The organism is Fibrobacter sp. UWB12, assembly GCF_900142485.1.
In the GTDB taxonomy this organism is placed as follows: domain Bacteria; phylum Fibrobacterota; class Fibrobacteria; order Fibrobacterales; family Fibrobacteraceae; genus Fibrobacter.
In genome coordinates, this window is the sequence record NZ_FRAZ01000005.1 from 26,271 (window position 1) to 45,721 (window position 19,451).

14 protein-coding genes and 1 tRNA gene are annotated in these 19,451 nt (G+C 44.7%); 9 read left to right on the plus strand and 6 right to left on the minus strand.

Features of this window, described 5'->3' with window-relative positions:
* Positions 1-1,971 (plus strand): preprotein translocase subunit SecA, encoded by a 1,971-nt coding sequence (locus BUA34_RS08470; RefSeq protein WP_072828304.1) that lies wholly within the window; start codon positions 1-3, stop codon positions 1,969-1,971.
* Positions 1,972-2,069: 98 nt separating this feature from the next.
* Here the strand turns inward: BUA34_RS08470 and BUA34_RS08475 are convergent, their stop codons facing one another.
* The 3 genes from BUA34_RS08475 to nadB are packed head-to-tail and all read right to left on the minus strand — an operon-like array spanning position 2,070 to position 5,469.
* Complete coding sequence (locus BUA34_RS08475) at positions 2,070-2,804, minus strand: CvpA family protein (RefSeq protein ID WP_072828305.1); 735 nt, start codon at positions 2,802-2,804, stop codon at positions 2,070-2,072.
* A gap of 12 nt (positions 2,805-2,816) precedes the next feature.
* Entirely contained in the window at positions 2,817-3,866 is a 1,050-nt protein-coding gene (locus BUA34_RS08480; protein ID WP_072828306.1) for a serine/threonine protein kinase, read from the minus strand.
* 22 nt (positions 3,867-3,888) lie between these two features.
* Complete coding sequence (gene nadB / locus BUA34_RS08485; RefSeq protein ID WP_072828309.1) at positions 3,889-5,469, minus strand: L-aspartate oxidase; 1,581 nt, start codon at positions 5,467-5,469, stop codon at positions 3,889-3,891.
* 157 nt (positions 5,470-5,626) lie between these two features.
* On the opposite strand from nadB, the gene BUA34_RS08490 reads away from it, so the two are divergent.
* Complete coding sequence (locus tag BUA34_RS08490) at positions 5,627-7,561, plus strand: peptidylprolyl isomerase (RefSeq protein WP_072828312.1); 1,935 nt, start codon at positions 5,627-5,629, stop codon at positions 7,559-7,561.
* Between the two features lie 107 nt (positions 7,562-7,668).
* A tRNA-Glu gene (locus tag BUA34_RS08495) sits at positions 7,669-7,741 on the plus strand.
* A 189-nt stretch (positions 7,742-7,930) separates the two neighbouring features.
* Here BUA34_RS08495 and BUA34_RS08500 read toward each other — a convergent pair.
* A complete protein-coding gene (locus BUA34_RS08500; protein ID WP_072828317.1) occupies positions 7,931-8,986 on the minus strand; it encodes a hypothetical protein in 1,056 nt (351 codons plus the stop codon).
* Positions 8,987-9,107: 121 nt separating this feature from the next.
* Between BUA34_RS08500 and BUA34_RS08505 the strand changes: the two genes are divergently transcribed.
* Positions 9,108-9,806 (plus strand): OmpA family protein, encoded by a 699-nt coding sequence (locus tag BUA34_RS08505; RefSeq protein WP_072828321.1) that lies wholly within the window; start codon positions 9,108-9,110, stop codon positions 9,804-9,806.
* A 121-nt stretch (positions 9,807-9,927) separates the two neighbouring features.
* Here BUA34_RS08505 and BUA34_RS08510 read toward each other — a convergent pair whose 3' ends face one another.
* Positions 9,928-10,761, minus strand: coding sequence for a CvfB family protein (locus BUA34_RS08510; protein WP_072828325.1), 834 nt, complete (start codon positions 10,759-10,761; stop codon positions 9,928-9,930).
* Between the two features lie 139 nt (positions 10,762-10,900).
* Entirely contained in the window at positions 10,901-11,437 is a 537-nt protein-coding gene (locus BUA34_RS08515) for a DUF5662 family protein (RefSeq protein WP_072828329.1), read from the minus strand.
* 337 nt (positions 11,438-11,774) lie between these two features.
* Between BUA34_RS08515 and BUA34_RS08520 the strand changes: the two genes are divergently transcribed.
* The 5 genes from BUA34_RS08520 (at position 11,775) to BUA34_RS08540 (ending at position 19,448) form a co-directional block, all read left to right on the plus strand.
* Complete coding sequence (locus BUA34_RS08520) at positions 11,775-13,625, plus strand: BspA family leucine-rich repeat surface protein (RefSeq protein ID WP_072828333.1); 1,851 nt, start codon at positions 11,775-11,777, stop codon at positions 13,623-13,625.
* A gap of 609 nt (positions 13,626-14,234) precedes the next feature.
* Positions 14,235-15,311, plus strand: a complete 1,077-nt coding sequence (locus BUA34_RS08525; protein WP_175545434.1) for an FRG domain-containing protein — start codon at positions 14,235-14,237, stop codon at positions 15,309-15,311.
* Between the two features lie 41 nt (positions 15,312-15,352).
* Positions 15,353-16,963 (plus strand): zinc-ribbon domain-containing protein, encoded by a 1,611-nt coding sequence (locus BUA34_RS08530; protein ID WP_072828340.1) that lies wholly within the window; start codon positions 15,353-15,355, stop codon positions 16,961-16,963.
* Between the two features lie 10 nt (positions 16,964-16,973).
* Positions 16,974-17,255: a hypothetical protein gene (locus BUA34_RS08535; RefSeq protein ID WP_139255909.1), complete on the plus strand. Its 282-nt coding sequence runs from the start codon at positions 16,974-16,976 to the stop codon at positions 17,253-17,255.
* 15 nt (positions 17,256-17,270) lie between these two features.
* The gene (locus BUA34_RS08540; RefSeq protein ID WP_072828349.1) at positions 17,271-19,448 is read left to right on the plus strand and encodes a zinc-ribbon domain-containing protein; all 2,178 of its coding nucleotides are present in this window, start codon (positions 17,271-17,273) and stop codon (positions 19,446-19,448) included.
* Positions 19,449-19,451: the final 3 nt, after the last annotated feature.

Consider the following 19,451-nt stretch of genomic DNA (forward strand, 5'->3'; position numbering starts at 1 on the left):
ATGAACTTGACGGATAATTACAGGTTGACTTCGCTCAAGCGCATCAAGAAAATCCCTTCGGGGTTAGATGCGGTTGTTTATCGTTTGGTAGGAAAGTTCAAGGAACGTTCTAGTGTCCGCCGCAAGCTGCTTAGGACTGCACGAAAAATCGATGCCATGGGGAAGGAATTTGCTTCTCTTGAATCTTCTGAATTGAAAAAAAAGCTTTTTGATATTCGTGAAAAGTTTAAGCGTCCTGTAAATGATGATGTATTGGCCGAGGCTTTTGCTCTTGTGCAAGAATCTGTTTTGCGAGTTCTGGGATATCGCCCTTATGTAGAACAAATTGCAGGTGCCCTTGCTTTGTACAACGGCTATATCGCTGAGATGTCTACAGGAGAAGGTAAAACGGTAACGGCGGCAATGTGCGGTGTTATTCGCGGGTGGAGCGGTCGCCCTTGCCATGTGATTACGGCAAACGATTACCTCGCATCTCGTGACGCGCAGATTATGGGAGGCCTTTATAATTTCTGTGGCGTTTCTGTCGGTGCGGTTACCGGGACCATGAAACCGCCTGATCGACGCGCAGGCTATGCTGCCGATGTGACTTATTCTACGGCGAAAGAAGTGCTTGCGGATTTTTTGCGTGACCGTATAGCTATGGGCAAAAGCCAAAATTTTTCGAAGAGAATTTTGGATAGCTTTACTTTACAGCAAAATGCGTTTTCGGATAAACTTGTACAACGCGGACTTTTTACTGCTATTGTGGACGAAGCAGATAATGTGCTTATTGATGAAGCCGTTACTCCTTTGATTATTTCTCGTGAAAAAGAAAACAAGGGCTTTAATAGAACCTGCGAAATCGCTTTTGGACTTTCTAACAATTTGGTCCGCGATGTTGATTATAAAGTCGATATCAAGTTGCGAACGATTCGCTTCTTGGTCGATATGGATGAGCGCCTTGAAGAAATCCAAGATGAACTTGCCGAAAAAAATGGTGGAAATGGAGGCTTTTGCAGAGCTTCGTTCTTGAAGGATTTGGTGCGACAGGCTTTGATTGCTAGGGAACTCTTTTTCCTCGGACGTCAATATTTGATTGAAGAAGGCAAGGTTGTTATTGTGGACGAGTCTACCGGCCGTAAAATGCCGATGCGTTCTTGGAATGGCGGCTTGCACCAAATGATAGAGTTGAAAGAAGGTCTTGAATTGACGGGCCTTAAGGAAACCGAAGCAAGAATGAGCTTCCAGCGTTTCTTTAGACTGTATAAGCATTTCTCGGGAATGACCGGAACCGGGAAAGAAGCTTCCAATGAATTCTGGATGGTCTATGGAACGCCGGTGCTATGTATCCCGAACCATCGCAAGAATAAACGTAAAATTTATCGTCTAAAGACTTATTCCACTAAGGAAAGCAAACGCAAGGCTATTATGGATGAAGTTGTTCGTATCCATAAGTTGGGCCGACCAATTTTGATTGGTACAAAGGATATTGACGAAAGTGAAACTTTCGGACGGATGCTGTCGGAATCGGGTCTTTTTTGCAAAATTATTAATGCTGTGCGCAGTGATGACGAAGCGAATATCATTGCCGAAGCTGGGAAGGCAGGCGCAATTACCGTGGCTACAAACATGGCCGGGCGTGGTACGGATATCAAGATTCCGGCTGGTGTAAAAAAAGTTGGCGGGCTCCATGTGATTGCGACGGAATGCAACATGTCGTCACGAATTGACCGTCAGCTCTTTGGGCGTTCGGCGCGTCAGGGCGACCCGGGCAGCGCAAGCCATTATGCCAGTTTTGAAGATGAAGTGCTTCGTCGAAATTTGCCTTCGCCATTGATGACGCTCTTTCGACATGCTGGGCCATTGGCTTCTTTAGCGGTAAAGTGGGCGCAATATCGTGCTGGCCGTAAATCGTATCAAAGTCGTGTGGCTGTACAGCGCACCGATACCTGGCTTGAAGAATCGCTAGGGTTTAGCGGTGGCGATGTGTAAAACAATAATGAATGCGGCTGCGTTACTTGAAATTGCGCCGCTTGTTTCGAAATAACAATTGTCATGCCCGCCACCGTGCGGGCATCTCCCTTTTTCGGCTACTTTTTAGCAGAGCTTGAAGACGAAGCGGAATTGCTTGACTTTCCTTCTTCGAAGGTCTTTATTGCAGCGTCCTTGGCTGCAATGGCGGCATCCTTGGCTTTCTCGGCTGTTTCTGAGACTTTGGTTGCTACACTATCCGCTGCATTTTTGGCGGCGCTTTTGAGCGAATCTGCGGTCTCTTCTGTCGAGCCTTTTGCTTTGTCTGTAATCGTCTTGGTAAGTTCGCTTGCTTTTTCTTTTGCCATCTTGCGGAGGTTTACTTCGTCAGATGAAAATCCCATTGTTTCGAGCGAAGACTTGTAGACGCTGTACGAAATCGCATCGTTTCTCAATTTCTTGAGATTACCTTCGACGGGGAGCAAATGCAAAATTGTGAGCAAAATAAAGCAGGCGAGAGCCGCCTTGACGAGTCCGAATAAGAGCCCCAGAATGCGGTTGGTCTTTCCGACAATCGTGTTCTTGATAGAATCGCCGACTAAATGCCCGATAAACGTAAACAGCAGGAATGGAACCAAAAAGCCGATGCAAGTGCAAATAAGGTGAGATGCAAAGTCGCCAAAGGCGAAGTTCCTTGCGAAAAAATCACCGAAAAGACTTTGTGCAAAGTATGCTCCAAAAATCGCAGAGACCCATGCGCAAAATCTGAACACGCTGCCGAGTAGACCACGCCATAATCCGAGGGCGCCGAAAACAAGCAGGCAAGCGCTGCAAGCAATGTCTATCCAATTCATTGGACTAATCCTCTAAGTCGCAAGCTGGATGGCAATAAAAGCTGCCGTCGCAACACTCACTCCAAGTATAAATCCTATTCCATACTTAAATGTAGTTTTTTGCGGCTTCGGAGACATAACGGTATCAACGGGTTGGTCTTCGTTTACCGTATCAGCCCACTCGGCAATGTATGGCGTCATGTCGCGTGGGTATTCTTTCATGATGTCGGCAAGCTCGTTTGCTGCATCGCATGCTGAGGACGGGCGTTTGCTTGCTCGCTTGTTGAGCAACTTCAGCACGAACTTGCGGAGTGGCTTGGGAACGTCGTCCGGGAAAACTTCGAGCTTGAATTTCATCTTGAGGATGTTTTCGCGCGTTTCTTCGAAGTCCTTGCCGCGGAAAAGATTTTCGCCGATGAGCATTTCACTTGCGATGATGCCTACGCTATAGAGGTCACTTGCGTAATTGACCTTTTCTCCCATGATTTGCTCGGGGCTCATGTAGGCGGCGGTGCCGATGATGCAGCCGGTCTGCGTAAGTTCCTTGCCAATTTCGAGAGGCGTTTCGGTATGGGCGATTCCAAAGTCCAAAAGGCGTACGCGGCCGTCTTTGTCAATCATCATGTTTGCGGGCTTTAGATCGCGATGAGTGACTCCGTTGCGGTGGGCGTGGCTTAATGCACTTAAAAGTTCGTACAAGATTGTCTCGACAACCCAAATAGGCGGTCGCTTGTTCCTTAAGAGCAAGTCCTTGAGGCTTGAACCTTGTACGTATTCCATGGACATCGTATAATTGCCGTCGCTATCTTTCCAGAGGGCATACGGTTGGATGATGCTAGGATGGTTCAAGTGGGCGAGGATGCTCCCTTCTTGCAGGAACCGCTTGATATACACATCTTGCTGGTTCAAGTTCGAATGGAGTCTTTTGGCAACGACAAGTCGGTCAAGCGAAGGGTCTCTGCAAAGCCACAGACTGCCCATGGCTCCACTGTTTAGAGCTTGTATGGGTTTGTATCCGCCAATTTTGGACGGTAGTTGATCCTTTACTTTTTTCCTCGATTGTGTTGCCTTGACTTCTTCCATGCGTCCCTATATAGAAAAAGATTTATTTCTTGTCGCTCAAGTAAATGCTCTGGTGCTTTGTCTTCGGGTCCTGATTGGGGTAATCGAGGATGTAGTGAAGTCCGCGAGATTCCTTGCGACGGAGGGCTGCAATGAGGATCATCTTGGAAACCTGCAATGCGTTGAGGAATTCCAGGAAGTGCAAGTTTTCTGTTTCTTTGTTCTTGATGGCCGCATCGACATCTTTCTGGAGTTCTTCGATGACCTTGAGACCTTGGTTGAGGCCTGCCACCGTGCGCACGATGCCGCAGTGCGTCCACATCATGTCCTGGAGCATCTTCTTGCGCTTCTTCCAGTAGGCGGCCTTTGCAAAGCTGACCGATTCCTTCTTGGACTTGGATACGTTCAACTTTTCCTTGGCGATGCCGCTCTTTTCGATGTCATCGACAGCGCGGATTGCGAATACGACGCTTTCCAAGAGAGAGTTCGATGCGAGACGGTTTGCTCCATGAACGCCCGTTGCTGCGACTTCGCCGCAAGCATAAAGTCCCTTGATTTCGGTGCGAGACCAAGTATCGACGAGAACGCCGCCGCACATGTAGTGGGCTGCCGGAACGACCGGGATCCATTCCTTGGTGATATCGATGCCTGCGTCCAAGCATTTAGAATAAATGTGCGGGAAGTGGCTCTTGATATCCTTCGGGGTACGGCCGGAAAGGTCGATGTACATGTGGTCCTTGCCGAGACGCTGCATTTCGCTGTGGATGGCGCGTGCAACGATGTCGCGGGGGGCGAGGGAGTGCAGCGGGTGCACCTGGTTCATGAATTCTTCGCCCTTGTCGTTCTTGAGGATGCCGCCGAAACCGCGAACCGCTTCGGAAATGAGGAACGGCTTCTTGAACTTCGGTGCGTACAAACTCGTGGGATGGAACTGCATGAATTCAATGTCTTGAAGGGCTGCACCTGCGCGTGCTGCAATCGCCATGCCGTCGCCACAGCTGTCGGGCGGGCAAACGGTGTACTGCCAAATGCGACCTGCACCACCTGTAGAAAGGATGGTGGCCTTTGCAAAAATGCTTTCGACTTCGCCGGACTTCTGGTGGATAATCTTTGCACCGATGCAACGCTTTGCCTTGCCTTCGCCTTCGCAAATCAAGTCCTTGATGTAGCAGTTTTCAAGGTAGTCGATGTTCTTTTGCTTGTGAAGTTCGCAAAGGAGCGCGCGCATGATTTCTTTACCGGTGAGGTCTGCGGCGTGCAAAATGCGGTGGTGGCTGTGTCCGCCTTCGAGGTGGAGGTCGAATTGCGATTTATCCTCGGGCGATGGTGTGAACTCGACACCCCACTTGACGAGCTGCTTGATTGTCGCAGGGCCGCTCTTGGTGAGGATGTTGACCGGTTCTTTTTTGCAGAGGCCAGCGCCAGCTTCGAGCGTGTCTGCAATGTGAAATTCAAACTTGTCTGTTTTTTCGGTAACGGTAGCGATACCGCCCTGTGCATAGTTTGATGAGCCGTCCGGTTTTGCTCCTTTGGTTAGGATAACTACGTGGAAACCTTTTTCTGCCGCGTGGAGAGCTGCGCTCAATCCAGAAATGCCGGCACCCAGAACCAAAATATCGTACATGAGATACTCCAAAGGAATTGATGTATTTTTTATGTCCAATAAATAGAAAAAATAGGGCTTTTCGGCATTATATTTGGCTTGCAATTTCGATAAAATAAAATGCAAACATTTTTTTTTGCTATTTTTCGTGCGACAAAATTTTAATGGAGTTGTCTCTATGTTAACGTGGATTAATGAAAAAGCCAAGTGGGTAATTGTGATCTTTGCTGCCGGTATCGCCATCGGTCTTTTGGCCATGGACCGTGTTCCGGATCAGGGACGTAGCTATCCTATCGGCGTTGTCAATGATACCAAGATTTCTTACACGGACTTTGATTCTCGCGTGAAGATGATCGTGCAGAATCAGTACCAGAATCAGCACTTGGACGACGAACAGTACTCCCAGCTCCGCGCTCAGGTGTTCTCTAGCTTCGTCCGTCAGGCTCTTTTTGCTGAACAGTTCGAAAAGGCCGAACTTAACGCCTCGGTTGCAGAACTCAAGAACGAGTTCAAGCGCAATTCCGACGCTGTTCGCGGTCGTTTGGTTCAGGAAGCTCAGGCTCGCCTCTATGCTATCCAGCAGCAGGCTACCTCTCAGGAAGACTTGATGCAGCGTTCTCAGGCCTACATCGCTTCTTTGCCGAAGTTCCTCACGGATACGACTTTCAACAAGGCTGATTATGACGCTTGGATTGAAACTCCGGCTGCATACCGCTGGAGCGCAATGCTCATGCTCGAAGACGAAATGAAGAACAACACCATTCCGGCTCGTCAGCTCCAGACTTTGATTGGTGCTTCTGTTCATCCGACTGCTCTCGAAGCCAAGTGGAGTGTTGAACGTCGCTTGACGGATTACGAACTGCAGGTGGCGGTCGCCCCGAGTGCATCGTTTGTTGTGGATAGCAACTCCGTGGATAGCGTGATGGTTGCTGGCTACTTCAAGGCTCATGCAGATAGTTTCTTTGTGCAGAAGGACATTGCTCAGTTCCAGTATGTTTCCATTCCGGTCGAAGCTACTGCAGGCGACGATGCTAGCATCCGTGAATATGCAATGACTCTTTACTACCAGCTCACCGATTCTTCTTCGACAACGACGTTCGAAGACATGGCCCGCGTTTCTTCTGAAGATCCGGGTAGTGCAGAAAAGGGTGGCATCTTGAGCGATGATTTCGTTGGCCGTGGCGCTTATGTCAAGCCGTTCGAAGACGCTGCTTTCGCTCTTGATTCTGGCAAGATTTCTGAACCGGTCCGCTCTCAGTTCGGTTACCACATCATCAAGTCTTATGGTAATGTGAAGAATGCCAAGGGTGAAGTCGAAAAGGTCAAGGTTGGCCACATTCTCCTTACGGTGACTGCTTCTTCTAATACTATTGACAGCCTCGAAAAGATCCTCACGAACATCAAGAAGGATGTCGATGCTGGTTCTGACTTGCTCACCGAAGCTCAGGCTCGCGGTCTCGAAGTCAAGACTTCTGAATGGGTTTCTCGTGATGGCAACATGGCTGCCTTTGGTTACCTCAAGGGTCTCGCTTCTTTCGCATGGCCGAACGAAAACCTCCCGAAGGAAGACAGTGAAATTTCTGGCGTGCTCAGAAACAACAAGTGGGTTGTCATTGCTAAGAAGGTTGGTTCCTTCAAGGCTGGCGAACGTAGTCTCCCGCTCTACTACGATAATATCAAGGAAACTCTCCTCAAGCAGAAGGCTGCTAAGGCTGCTGAAAACTACTTGAATTCTGTTGCCGCTCAGGTGAAGGCTTACAATCCGGCTGATACCGCTGCAGCCAAGATCGAAAAGGTCGAAATCGAATCCAAGAATGCTTCTGTTGAAGGTTTCGTTCCGGGCTTTGGTTACGGCAATGCTCAGGTCGCACGCGTTGTGGGCAAGGCTAAGGTCGGTGAATGGACCGCTCCGGTTGTCGCTGAAAATGGCGCCGTGATGCTCAAGGTCGTTTCCAAGAAGGCTCCGAAGATTGAAGACGTTGAAGACGCTATCAAGCAGGATGTTGACAATGCATACCGCTTTGGCGTGATGACTGCATTCAACGACTATGTTACGAATCTCGAAGCTTCTACGCCGGTTAAGAGCAACCTCGACCTCTTCTACAGAGACTAAGGGCTTTCGCGAGAGCAATGCTCTCGAGCGCGCACAAAATCCGTCAGCAAATAAATTCAATTATTGGTTGACGGATATGGCTTAAATTGCTATAATGTGCCGCACTTGCCCCCATCGTCTAGTGGCCCAGGACTCGGGATTCTCATTCCCGCAACAGCGGTTCGAGTCCGCTTGGGGGTACTAAAAACGACCAACGAAAAGTTGGTCGTTTTTATTTTCCGCATTTCGTCATCCTGAGCGTCAGCGAAGGATCCATTATTTCTCGTATGGGTAAAATAAAAGCCAGGGTGTTTGTACCCTGGCTTTTCAAATGCTTTTCACGAATTTCGCGCAGTTTAGTTAATATGCCCGCGCGTTTTGGCGCGTTTATTACTTGATTGTGCTGGTCAAGCGGAATGCAAAACCGACATCGCTGATTTCGTTGCCGCTATAAACACTGAACTGGAGTTTGGAATTTGCGATTTTCTTGGCCCAAGCCACTGTCCATGCCCAGTTGTCGATGTTCTTGCCACCAGTGAGAGCTGCACGGTCGTTGATGTGTTCCCATTCAACGTAGAGGCTGCTCATGAGAGTATTCATGAAGCAATCCTTTTTCGGGGTGTATTCAGCACCGAGATAGAACGGATGGTAAGAGTCACCCGGCTTCATGTATTTATATTCCTGAGCGACATAGTTTTCTTCTTTACCATTGATGTGGCTGTCTTTTTGCGTATGGATATAGCCATATTCACCATAGAAACGTAAAAATTCAATCGGCTTGTAGCTCAAGTATGTTGCTATACGGTGGGTGATGTATGCCGAATTTTGCACGACGTCAACAGCGTTCACGCGGTAGGCGAGCTTAGCTTCGAGCGGGAAGTCGAACTTGAGGCCTTCTTCTAAGCGGAAGTAACCCGTGTTAGCCTTGTTGTCACGTGTGGCGAGCATGGCTGTGAAGTTGGAGTAACCTGTCTGCCAGCCGAGTTCAATAGCGTTGTGGCTGTAGTCGCGCATCCAGAGACCGCGTGCCGTGAGGTCCTTGTCGATATAGGTACCGAAGTGGGTAGACTGGGACCAGTCCGTTTTCCAGTGACCAATCTTGAGGTTCAACTTATAGGTTTCAAAATTCCACTTGTAGTTTGCCCAGTAGAGGTCGGCGAGAATCTTGTCGTAGCTCGTGGTCTTGCCGTCACCATCTTTAATCTTGTTGCCGAATTGCGGGGCAAAAATACGAAGCATCACGAGAGCATCGAAGTTTTCACTCTTGTACTGCCCACCAATGTTGGCGCGGATCCAGAGGGAACTCAAGTTGTTGTCGCGGTCTGCGATCATCTTGGTAGCTTGCATCTGGACGTTGCCTTTGAGGCTGAATTCGCCATCGGCTGCAGCGGCTGCAGAGACGAGGCCTGCAACCAAAAGTGCGCTTGTGAATTTTTTGAAGTTCATGGAATCTCCTTGTATATCGTACGGGCGCAAATCTAGAAATTTCAAAAAATATTTAAAGATAATTTGAAACTCCGTCTATCAATTTTTATTTTTGGCTCGAAAAATCAATTGGAGTACAAGAATGAGAATGATTTCACGCACCCTGCTTTCGGCGATGGTAGCCGTTTCGTTTGCTTCTGCCGGAAAGCTTGCCCCGAACAAGACTCACGCTGTTTTGAATGTGACTTACACGAACAACGAGGACGTTCCGCATGCAAAGAAGAAACTCACGTTTGTGGGGCAGAACAAGGGCAAAAAGGTGGTGATTACGACGGACGTGTATGGCGAAGCCAGTTTCCATATTCCGCGTGAAGATACTTACACGATTCTCTGCGAAAGTTTGACGGGTCCGTTCGAATGTGGCGAAACGCCTTATGTGTCGCGCACGGCAAGCACGGGTGGAATTACAGTCGTCTTTGATGATACTCGTTCTGAACTCACGGGTGTTACGTTCAAGGCTGGTAGTGCTGAACTCGTTCCGGGTTCTTTGAAAACGCTCAATGCTGCCATTGCTGGCCTCAAGCGCAATCCGAAGGCTAAAATCGAAGTGGAAGGCCATACGAGTAGCGAAGGCGGTGATGAACTGAACCAGAAACTTTCTGAAGACCGCGCCAATAGCGTCCGCGATTACATGATTGAAAATGGAATCGAAGCAGAACGCGTGACTGCTGTGGGTTATGGCCCGAGCCGCCCGAGGGAAAGCAATGCTACCGAAGCTGGGCGTCGTGCTAATCGCCGCATCGAGCTCAAGGTGCTCAACGCCGACGAAGTGAATTTCTAAAAATGAGATCTAAATAACCGAGATGCGCGGCCGTTGAGCCGCGCGAATCTTGAAAATGAAGAAAGCCGCAAATCGCGGCTTTTTTTGCTTGTATGGACGCGCCGATTATACTGCGCGATTTTTAAACCGCGCGAATTCCGTCTTCTTCGATCACGATTTTTTCTTCGCGGAAAAGTGTCCCGATAATTTTCTTGAACGTCTTTTTGGACATGCCGAATTCACGACGGATAGTTTCCGGATCGGTGTGGTCACCATAGGGGAGGAATCCGCCCGCAGCTTCGAGCTTTTGCAGAATGGCATTGGGGCTTTCGCTCTTCATCATGCCCTTGTAACCGACCGGTGTTAAGTTGAGCGTAATCTTTCCGTCGCTCGTGAAACGTTGGATGTAGCCCGGCATTGTATCGCCGATGTAGATACGTTCCATGCCCGGTGTTGTCATGATGCGGCCCGTGTAGCGGTAATCCACAAGGCAATCGACGTAATCGGGCGTGACTTCGTATGCGGCAAGCTCCACGCGCTGGCCGATGTGCAAGTCGTTCGTGTCCGGGTCGATAAAGCTCTTGATTTTTTCAGTAGCGATAATGCGTCCGCTCTTTTCGTCTTCGAGAACAAAGACTACGCAACGGTCGCCTTTCTGCAATTCGCCGAGCTGTTGCTTGAAGGGGAGGAACAAGTCCTTGTTGAGGCCCCAGTCCAAAAATGCGCCGACGCGGTTGACCTCTTTCACGGTGAGCACTGCGAATTCGCCTACTTGGGCAAGCGGCTTGTCGAGCGTTGCAATCGGGCGGTCCTCAGAGTCCGTGTAAACGAACACGTCAATGATTTCGCCTTCGACGAGCGTGAATTTGTTGCGGTTGCCGGGGAGGAGCACGCTTCCGCCAGTTTCGAGTTCCAGGTAATACCCCTGTGGCGTGATAGATTCGACGCGTGCGCGGTTAATTCTTCCAAGTTCCATAATTTGCCTTTCCGTTCAAGTGCTGCCGCGAACAATCGCGGTTCATTATTGTTATGCCCGCCTTCGAACGGGCATCTCCTTTAAATATACTTTTTTGCGCTAGTTGTCGCAAGGGCTCTCGTAGTTCGAAAGCTTAGCTTTACTCCGTCGGCAGTTCCTTGCAATGCCGCATAAACCTAAGCGTTTCTTTTTCGCCATCCGTCGCAAGTTTCTTGAGCAAGAACAGCAATTTCTTGTAAGTCGTCTCCGTCATCTTCTCGTGCGCGGTGCTTTTCGTCAAATAAAGGAGCGGCGCTTCTTGCGTGTATGTCTCCTTGTTGTACGTCTTGGAGGCGGCCACGCGGTCGCAGAACATTTCCTTGATATAGCGGTCGGGCATATCCATCGGCACGATTTTCTTGGTCTTCATATCATAATCGTACCAAAATTCAAAATGGTGCTTGTTGCGCCCCTTGTGGTGCATCCATGCGAGGCTCATGCCCGTATCGCGACGTTCTCCGTTGTTTGGCGATTCCTTGCCCGTGTAATATTTTGCACCCGGAATAAATTCGGTGGGGCTGTACTTCGATAAATCGTGTAGCAACCCCTGCAACCCGATACCCGCTTTAAAACAAAGTCTCATGACTTCGTTCTTGTGCTTGGTAATCGTGATGAAATGACGAATCGGATGGAACATGCCGGAAAATTAGCAAAAGCCGGGAATCCCGGCAATGTTTATTGCAAAATCCGATTCCCGTACTTCTTCTCGAATTCCGTCACGAGCTTGTGCGGTTCCGGGAAGTAGTGTCTGTGGGCGATACCCCATCAGGGAACAGCTCAAAATCCTTAGCTTTGTAGTTTTCGAATTCGTAAATATTCGTAAATGGAACCGACGGTATCGCCGATAATTGCTCCGATCATAAAAAAACTCTTTATTCTAATAATAGTATCGTTTAGTGCGTGCGAATTGTAAAATGAAATTTTTTTTATTTCAAAAGTGTATATTATCCCATTGGATATCCTAAGAGGTTTTTATGAACGGTAAAGTTGTTGCCCAAGACTATGTGCATCTCCGAAAACTCATTAATAAGGCTATTGAAGAAAAAGGTCCCAAGTGTGACTTGAATTTTATCGATGTATCGAACATTACTGATATGAGCTATCTTTTTCTTGGATCAGAATTCAATGGAGATATCAGTGATTGGAATGTCTCAAATGTGAGTGACATGAGCGAAATGTTTAAACGCTCTCAGTTTACAGGTGATATTAGCCGTTGGAATGTATCAAATGTTACTGATATGGGCTCTCTTTTTCTTGAATCACAATTCAATGGAGATATTAGTGGGTGGAATGTCTCAAATGTGAAAAATATGAGACGTATGTTTGAATTCTCTCAGTTTACAGGTGATATTAGCCGTTGGAACGTATCGAATGTAACTAATATGCGTTCAGTGTTTTGGAAGAGCCGTTTTAATGGAGACATCAGTCAATGGAATGTGTCGAATGTTGTAGATATGTTTTGTATGTTCTGGGATTCTTGTTTTACTGGCGATATTGGTCAATGGAATGTGTCTAAAGTAACAAATATGGATAGCATGTTTAAAGGCTCTGAATTTTCAGGTGATATTAGTTGTTGGAATGTATCCAATGTTGAAAATATGAGTGGCATGTTCAGGGAGTCTCGCTTTACAGGCGATATAGGTCAATGGGATGTGTCTAAAGTAACAAATATGAAGGGCATGTTTGAAGATTCTCTGTTTAATGGAGATATCAGTGGCTGGAATGTCTCAAATGTGAAAGATATGAGCGGTATGTTTAAAAGCTCTCGGTTTACAGGTGATATCAGTCGTTGGGACGTATCCAATGTTGAGAATATGAGCGGTATGTTTGAAAGCTCTGAATTTAATGGAGATATTAGTGGGTGGAATGTTTCTAATGTTAAGAACATGAGCAGCATGTTTGAATACTCTCGATTTACAGGAGATATCAGTCGCTGGGATGTATCTAAAGTAACAAATATGCATGGCATGTTTGAACGCTCTCGCTTTAATGGCGATATCAGTCGCTGGAACGTATTGAATGTTATTGATATGAGTAATATGTTCTATGAGTCTCGCTTTAATGGCGATATTAGTCAATGGGATGTCTCTAATGTGACGAATATGGGTCACATGTTTCAATATAGTGTATATAACGGAGATATCAGTGGGTGGAATGTATCTAAGGTAACAAATATGGAGGGCACGTTTGCGGATGCTCAATTTACTGGCAATATTAGTCACTGGGATGTATCGAACGTCACGGAAATGAACATTATGTTTGCTGGTTCTCATTTTACTGGTGATATCAGTGGATGGAATGTTTCAAATGTGAAAAGTATGTGGTGGATGTTTAAGGAATCTCAGTTTACAGGTGATATTAGTCGTTGGAATGTATCGAATGTTACTAATATGACAGGCATGTTTTTGGATTCTGCTTTTACTGGTGATATCAGTGGATGGGATGTTTCCAATGTGAAAAGTATGTGTTGGATGTTTAAGGGATCTCAGTTTACAGGTGATATTAGTCGTTGGAATGTGTCTAAAGTAACAAATATGCACGGCATGTTTGAACGCTCTCGATTTAATGGCGATATTAGTGAATGGAATATTTCTAATGTGATACATATGACGGAGATGTTTAAGGAATCTCAATTTAGAGGTGATATTAACCGGTGGGATGCATTCAAGGTGATTAACATGAGGGACATGTTTAAAGAGTCTGCTTTGGAAAAAGAAAACCGTTTGCCTACTTGGTACGCGGAAAGAGGAGAGCGTAGGAGTTTGGATTATTCACGTCCAAGCTATTGCACCTGCTGTAATTTTGATTTCAGTCGGATGTTCTAAGGCTGTTTTTAGCTCAAAATCGGCAAAAAATGATTTTTTGTAATAAAAAATTATACAACTTATGCCTTTTTCAAAAAATTAATGTTATCTTTCTAATCGTAAAATAGAGTTTTGCAGAAACTCCGGACGCTCGGTTATAAAAAATATCGAGCAAGCTCGAATTTTTTGCAACACTCGCTTGAAGAGTTTTTGCTCTTGCCCTCTAGATGAAATCTCGACAATTTCCAAAAGCGAGGACGAGGCAGACGCTCACGTAGATACGTTTTGAGCCATATTTTTTATGGCTTGTTTGGGCGTATTTCAACAAACGGTAATGATTCGTTGCCGTTTGGTTGCCCGTATTGGGGCGTGGGTCGTTTGCGTTTATCGCTTTGAGGCTGTCGAGAGCCCCGTGTAGGTAAGTGCAACGATCTGCGCCTTTTTTGTATTTCCACAAAATTTGGCATGACTCTTTTGCAGTGCAGGGGAAAACTCTGGAAATTTCATTGAAGGAGAATATATATCGCTGTATCTGCGTTTTATTCAATGAAAGATTTGAGCCTTTGCGAATGCAAAACTCACTATGCCGAAACCCGCACGGCATGGCGCGTACTTTGTGAGGTGAGAAATATGGATTTGTCAGTATTTAATACAATTGAACAAAAAAGAAATGCGTATGAATATAGACAAGCGTTTTCTTTTGAAGATGTTCAAAAAACATTACAGCAAGTCTCGACTGAAGGGGATGGAAAGACTTTCTTTCGAGGTGTCGCAGAAGGGGCTTGGAAAATTTACTCTTTTGCTCAACGCGAATGGATAACGAAAGAATTAAATTATCGCTTTGGTAGTTTTGAAGACTTTATGTCCTTGTTTCTTGAATATTCAAAGACAACCGAAAGTATTCGATTGAACCATTTCTGCAAAGTCGTTGCGGATCCAAGCGTCTTTTCTGTTCTACAACATTATGGTGCTCCAACACCATTTATTGATTGGACTTCTGATTACAATGTTGCTTTGTATTTTGCTACTCATTCTTCCAATGGAATTTGCTCTGGTTATGAAACGAACTCATTTGTTTCTGTTTATTGGATTACTCCGGGGAAAGGTGCTTATACACCAAATAATGATTTGACTCGTTTTTCTGATGTGATAAAAGAACATAAGCAAAATATGAATGCTGTCATTGAAGAAAATGGCAATATTTCTGGAAGTAATTACGCTGATGCAACATCCTATAACATATGGAAAAATGAAGTGTTTTGGATGGAAGAAACCAAAGATGAAATATTTATGCAAATTTCAAATCCTCGTTCTGATTTGCAAAGAGGATCTTTCGTATATACACCGGAAAGTGCCAAGCCTCTGAATGAGGTTTTTCTTGGAACGAAAAGCACCGATGATGATTGTACGACATCGGGAACATGTTATCTTCCGCCTAAAGCTCCAAATGATGAGTATTTCATACCCACAGCGCCACTTTGTGAAACAGGTGATTCTGTTGCAATATCATATTATCCTAAAATAAATTGTCTTGATATTCATAAATCAGTAGTTCCACAAATTCAGAAATACTTACGAGGTAGAAATGTAAATACATCATTATTGGGACTTGATTCTGATAATTGGGGAATGAACACATATAAATCTTTCTTAGAAGATTATAATCGTCCAGTAGATCCCGTTACTGCAATTCTCAGCGAAATATAAGATGATCCTAGTTTTGATGTGGTGCTAATTTAGGGATTCCTATGCCATACTGCGAAAATTGTGGAAATAAACTGTCTGATGGAGCTAACTTTTGCGAGGAATGTGGCGCAAAGGTCTATCCTGAGCTGAGTCCTTTGGATGAAAATTCTAGAGGCGAGGAATCTTCTTCTGCTGAAGATTCTATTTCCACATTTGTCAGTAATTGGCAATTGCAATGGCTGAAGGCTTCGTTGTCATCGGGGTCTTCTGAACTTGGTATCATAATGACCGACGTGTCAGCATTGGCAAATCAACTTTCTTGTTCTCCGACACAGCTGAAAAACGAAATTGCGGGTTATATCAACAAGGCCAAGATTAGAGACGTTTGCTATCATCTTCTTGATATTGGTAATAATGAAATTAGCTCAGCTAAATCAAATGATGTGCGGGGTGTTGTAGATTTACTCAAACAAATAATTCTTGTAGCGTGTCCAAAATACCTTTTTATTTTGGGCAACGAAGAGATTATCAATCTAATGTCTTGGGAGAATGAGTGTATAGATAGTGATGAAAATGTTCTTGCTGATTTACCCTATGTCACATTAGACGTGGATTCTCCGTGGAACGGTCAACAATATGATTTTTCTCAAGTTTTACGAACAGGTCGTTTGCCTAGCTATACGGGAGAAACTTTAGACGAATTTGTTAAGTATTTTGCAACGTCTTCGAGTTATTCTCTTGAATCAAAAATAGAACCATTTGGTCTTTCAGCTTTTGTTTGGCAAAAGGCCTCTAATGCGCAGTATAGAGAAATTTCACAGAATGAAGTCAAAACATCGCCAAGTATCACTTTGGCCAATGTTGGTCAAGTAATGCCTCAAAATGTAAATCTTCTTTATTTTAACCTTCACGGAAGTAATCAAACCGAATTTTGGTACGGACAACAGGGGCATAGTTACCCTGAAACATTCTCTCCTGAAATTGTTAAACAGATAAAAAATCCTTTTTTTCTTGGTGTTGAAGCTTGTTATGGAGCTAGGTACACGCAAGGATTATCTCCAAACGACAGCATTGTGCTTACGGCAATGCAAAATAGATGCCTTGCGCTTTTAGGCTCCAGTAAAATTGCTTATGGACCTTGCGAACCTCCTGGATTTTGTGCTGATATTATTATTGGTGTTTTTCTAAAGAATGTTCAAGATGGGAAAAGTGCGGGAGATGCATATTGTGAAGCTTTAACAGTATTGATGTCTGAAAAAGATCCAGACGATTCTACGATTAAGACACTGGCAGAGTTTTCGTTGTATGGAGACCCGTCAATCAAATTAGTTTGTAATACTCATCCAAAAGATGCGAGAACATTCAATAAGACTGTTTCGAGAATGATTGTTCCTATGCCTGATGTTCATCGCGCTGTGAAATCGGTATTGATCGAAAAGGATTGTAATGTGGTTAAGGCTTTTTTGCCAAAATTGGAACAATATCAAGTGAAAATGAAGACATCATTTGATATGTCGGACTATATGCAGGGGGTTGAACCAAAGTACTATAAAGTTGGTTCAAATAATTTGTATCAGGCTATTTATGAAAAGTATTCTAGCGGATGGAAATCACTGTTGAAGATTTATTTTGATGCTCAAGGGAATATTAAAAAGCAACTACTATCTAAATGAGGTCGCCACAATGGTAGTGAATAATCCTAAAATGAAAAATTTTCAATTTAGTCAAGAACAAGAAATCTTGCAAGGGACTGTCATATTCCGTCAGAACGACTGCGGTAGTAAAAGTGAACGAGTGAAACCGTTTTTGTATTGTAATAAGGATATGATTGTTCCATTATTTAAAAAAGGAGATAATCCTTTTGAAAATAATATTCTTCAAGAATATGATGGCAAGCAGGTGGAAATAATTGGCGAAGTTCGAAATGACGTTTTTGAAATAACAAACATCAAAAAGGTTTTATAAAAGAGGGAATATATTATGAAAAAATGTACACATTGTGGTGAAATGTTAAATGACTCTGCAAAATTTTGCAAAGCTTGCGGAACAAAGGTAGAATTTGTTTCTGAAAGCCTTATGTCAAATGATTCTGCAAAAGATAATTTTACTTTACTTGGTTCCTATATTCGTTGGAACGTTTTGAATGGTCAGATTGCAGTAAAAATTGATGAAAATGACTTTGCTGCTTATGGCAAGGTGAAGGGATTACAGATTCAAGATGGCGTAAAAGCTTTATTCTTTATTGAAGGAAAATTTGTTGCTGAATTAAATGCCGGTAGCTATTCTTTCAAGGAATTGGGGGTGGATGAAAATTCTCCTCACGTGGACAAACCTGGTATTGTTAGACGATTCTTAAGCAATATTGTTGGATTCTTCTCTGGTCGTAGTCGAGAACGAGCTGAAGCTGCGGGCCTTTCCTCATCGGTGAATGCAAATGTTCCTCGAGTATCGATTGTGCTTATTCGAGATACCAAATTCCCACTGTTGTTTGATTTGAAAAATATGCCTACAGCGAATTTGCAGAGTGATGTTGTTCTGCATATCTTGTGTAAGATTTCTAATGTGAACGAATTCTATCGTGCCTTACTTTTGGACAAAAAGTTCATTTGCTATGATGAATTTTCTAAGAAAATAGATTCTCTTGTGCAAACAACTTTTCGTAATGTTGTGGTAAATGTATCGCCAGAACAGGTTGTGGGTAATATGACGCTTCATAGCGAAGTATTGCGAAAAATGCAGGATGTCATGGCTCAGGTGTATCCTTTTGTGACTGTGACGGATGTTTTGGATATGAGTGCTTCTCGCGAAGATTTGAATAAAATCCGAAAACTAAAGGAAGAACTCTATGTTTCGGAGCTTGAATTAGAACAACTTACGAAACGAAATGCTTTTTTGAATCGCTTGAAAGACGAAACGAACGCGCAAACTCTTCACGATGCTCAGACTCAGATGGAGTTTGTGGATGCTATTGCGAAAATTGACGAACAGAATGAACTGAATAAGTTTGAACGCGAAAAATTTGCGACAATGCTTGCTGGACAACGCCTGTTGCATAATGCAAAGTCTGAAGAAGAAATCCAAACGGCGCTTTTGGAACTAAAGAAAAGCCAATTGCTCAGAGAAGAAGAACTTGATAATCTTGAACATAATAAGCGCCAGCGTACCGATTTACGTAATTTGAATGATGCTCAGATTCTTGCTTTGGCAACAATGAATAATGAACAAACCTTTGAACGCCAAAAAATGCTTTGGGCTTTCGAAGTTGGTCAGAAACGTCTTGAAAACGAGTTGCAGTTACGTCGTTCGCAGGATGCATACAACGATGAACGTCGTCAGAAAGATGATGATTATGTTGATGTTCGTCGTGAAAAAGATCTTGAGTTTAGTACTCGTAGACGGAACGCCGACATTGATTTGGATAAGGAAGAACAGCTTTCTCAGTTGGAAATTCTCAAACAGGCTCAGGCGATTCGTCAAGAACGTGAAGAGGCGGAACATCGTCGCCAAGAAGAATCCTTGGCTTCTGCTAGGGCGCATGAGGAAGAAATGCGCCGTATGTTCCAAACGATGTCTGTGGAACAGATTATTGCCGCAAATCCGGACCTTTCCCCTGCCGCTGCTGAAGCGATGAAGGCTAAGTTTACAGCTGAAGCTGCCGCCACTGCGGAAAAGTACAAAGCAGAAGCCGCTCATGCACAGAATGGGAAGCTTGAAGCTATGATGCAGAATGTGTTGCAGACAACTCGCGAAGATCGAGCCGCAGAAATTGAGCGTTTGATGCAGACTAATAGTACGAATAATGCCAATATGCAACAGATGATGCAGATGTTTGCCCAAATGGGTATGACGGGAATGCAGACTGCCGCTGGAGCAAATGCTTCCATCAATCGTCAAAAGGCGGAGCATCAGGCAGAGTTGGTTGATGTTTATAAGCAACAAGCCAATCAGGCTCATGCTGATGCTCAAAAAGAAAATGACCGTATGCTGGAAGGTATGCAGACAACACTTCGTGCTGTTGCAGGGATGAAAGATTCGAAAAATCAGCAGAATAATCGTCGCAAGGACGTTGAAGATTCTGTTGAACGTAAGTGTCCGAATTGCGGGGCTATTCTTGACGATGGCGCGTCCTTCTGTGAAGAATGTGGTGCTAGTGTGTGATTT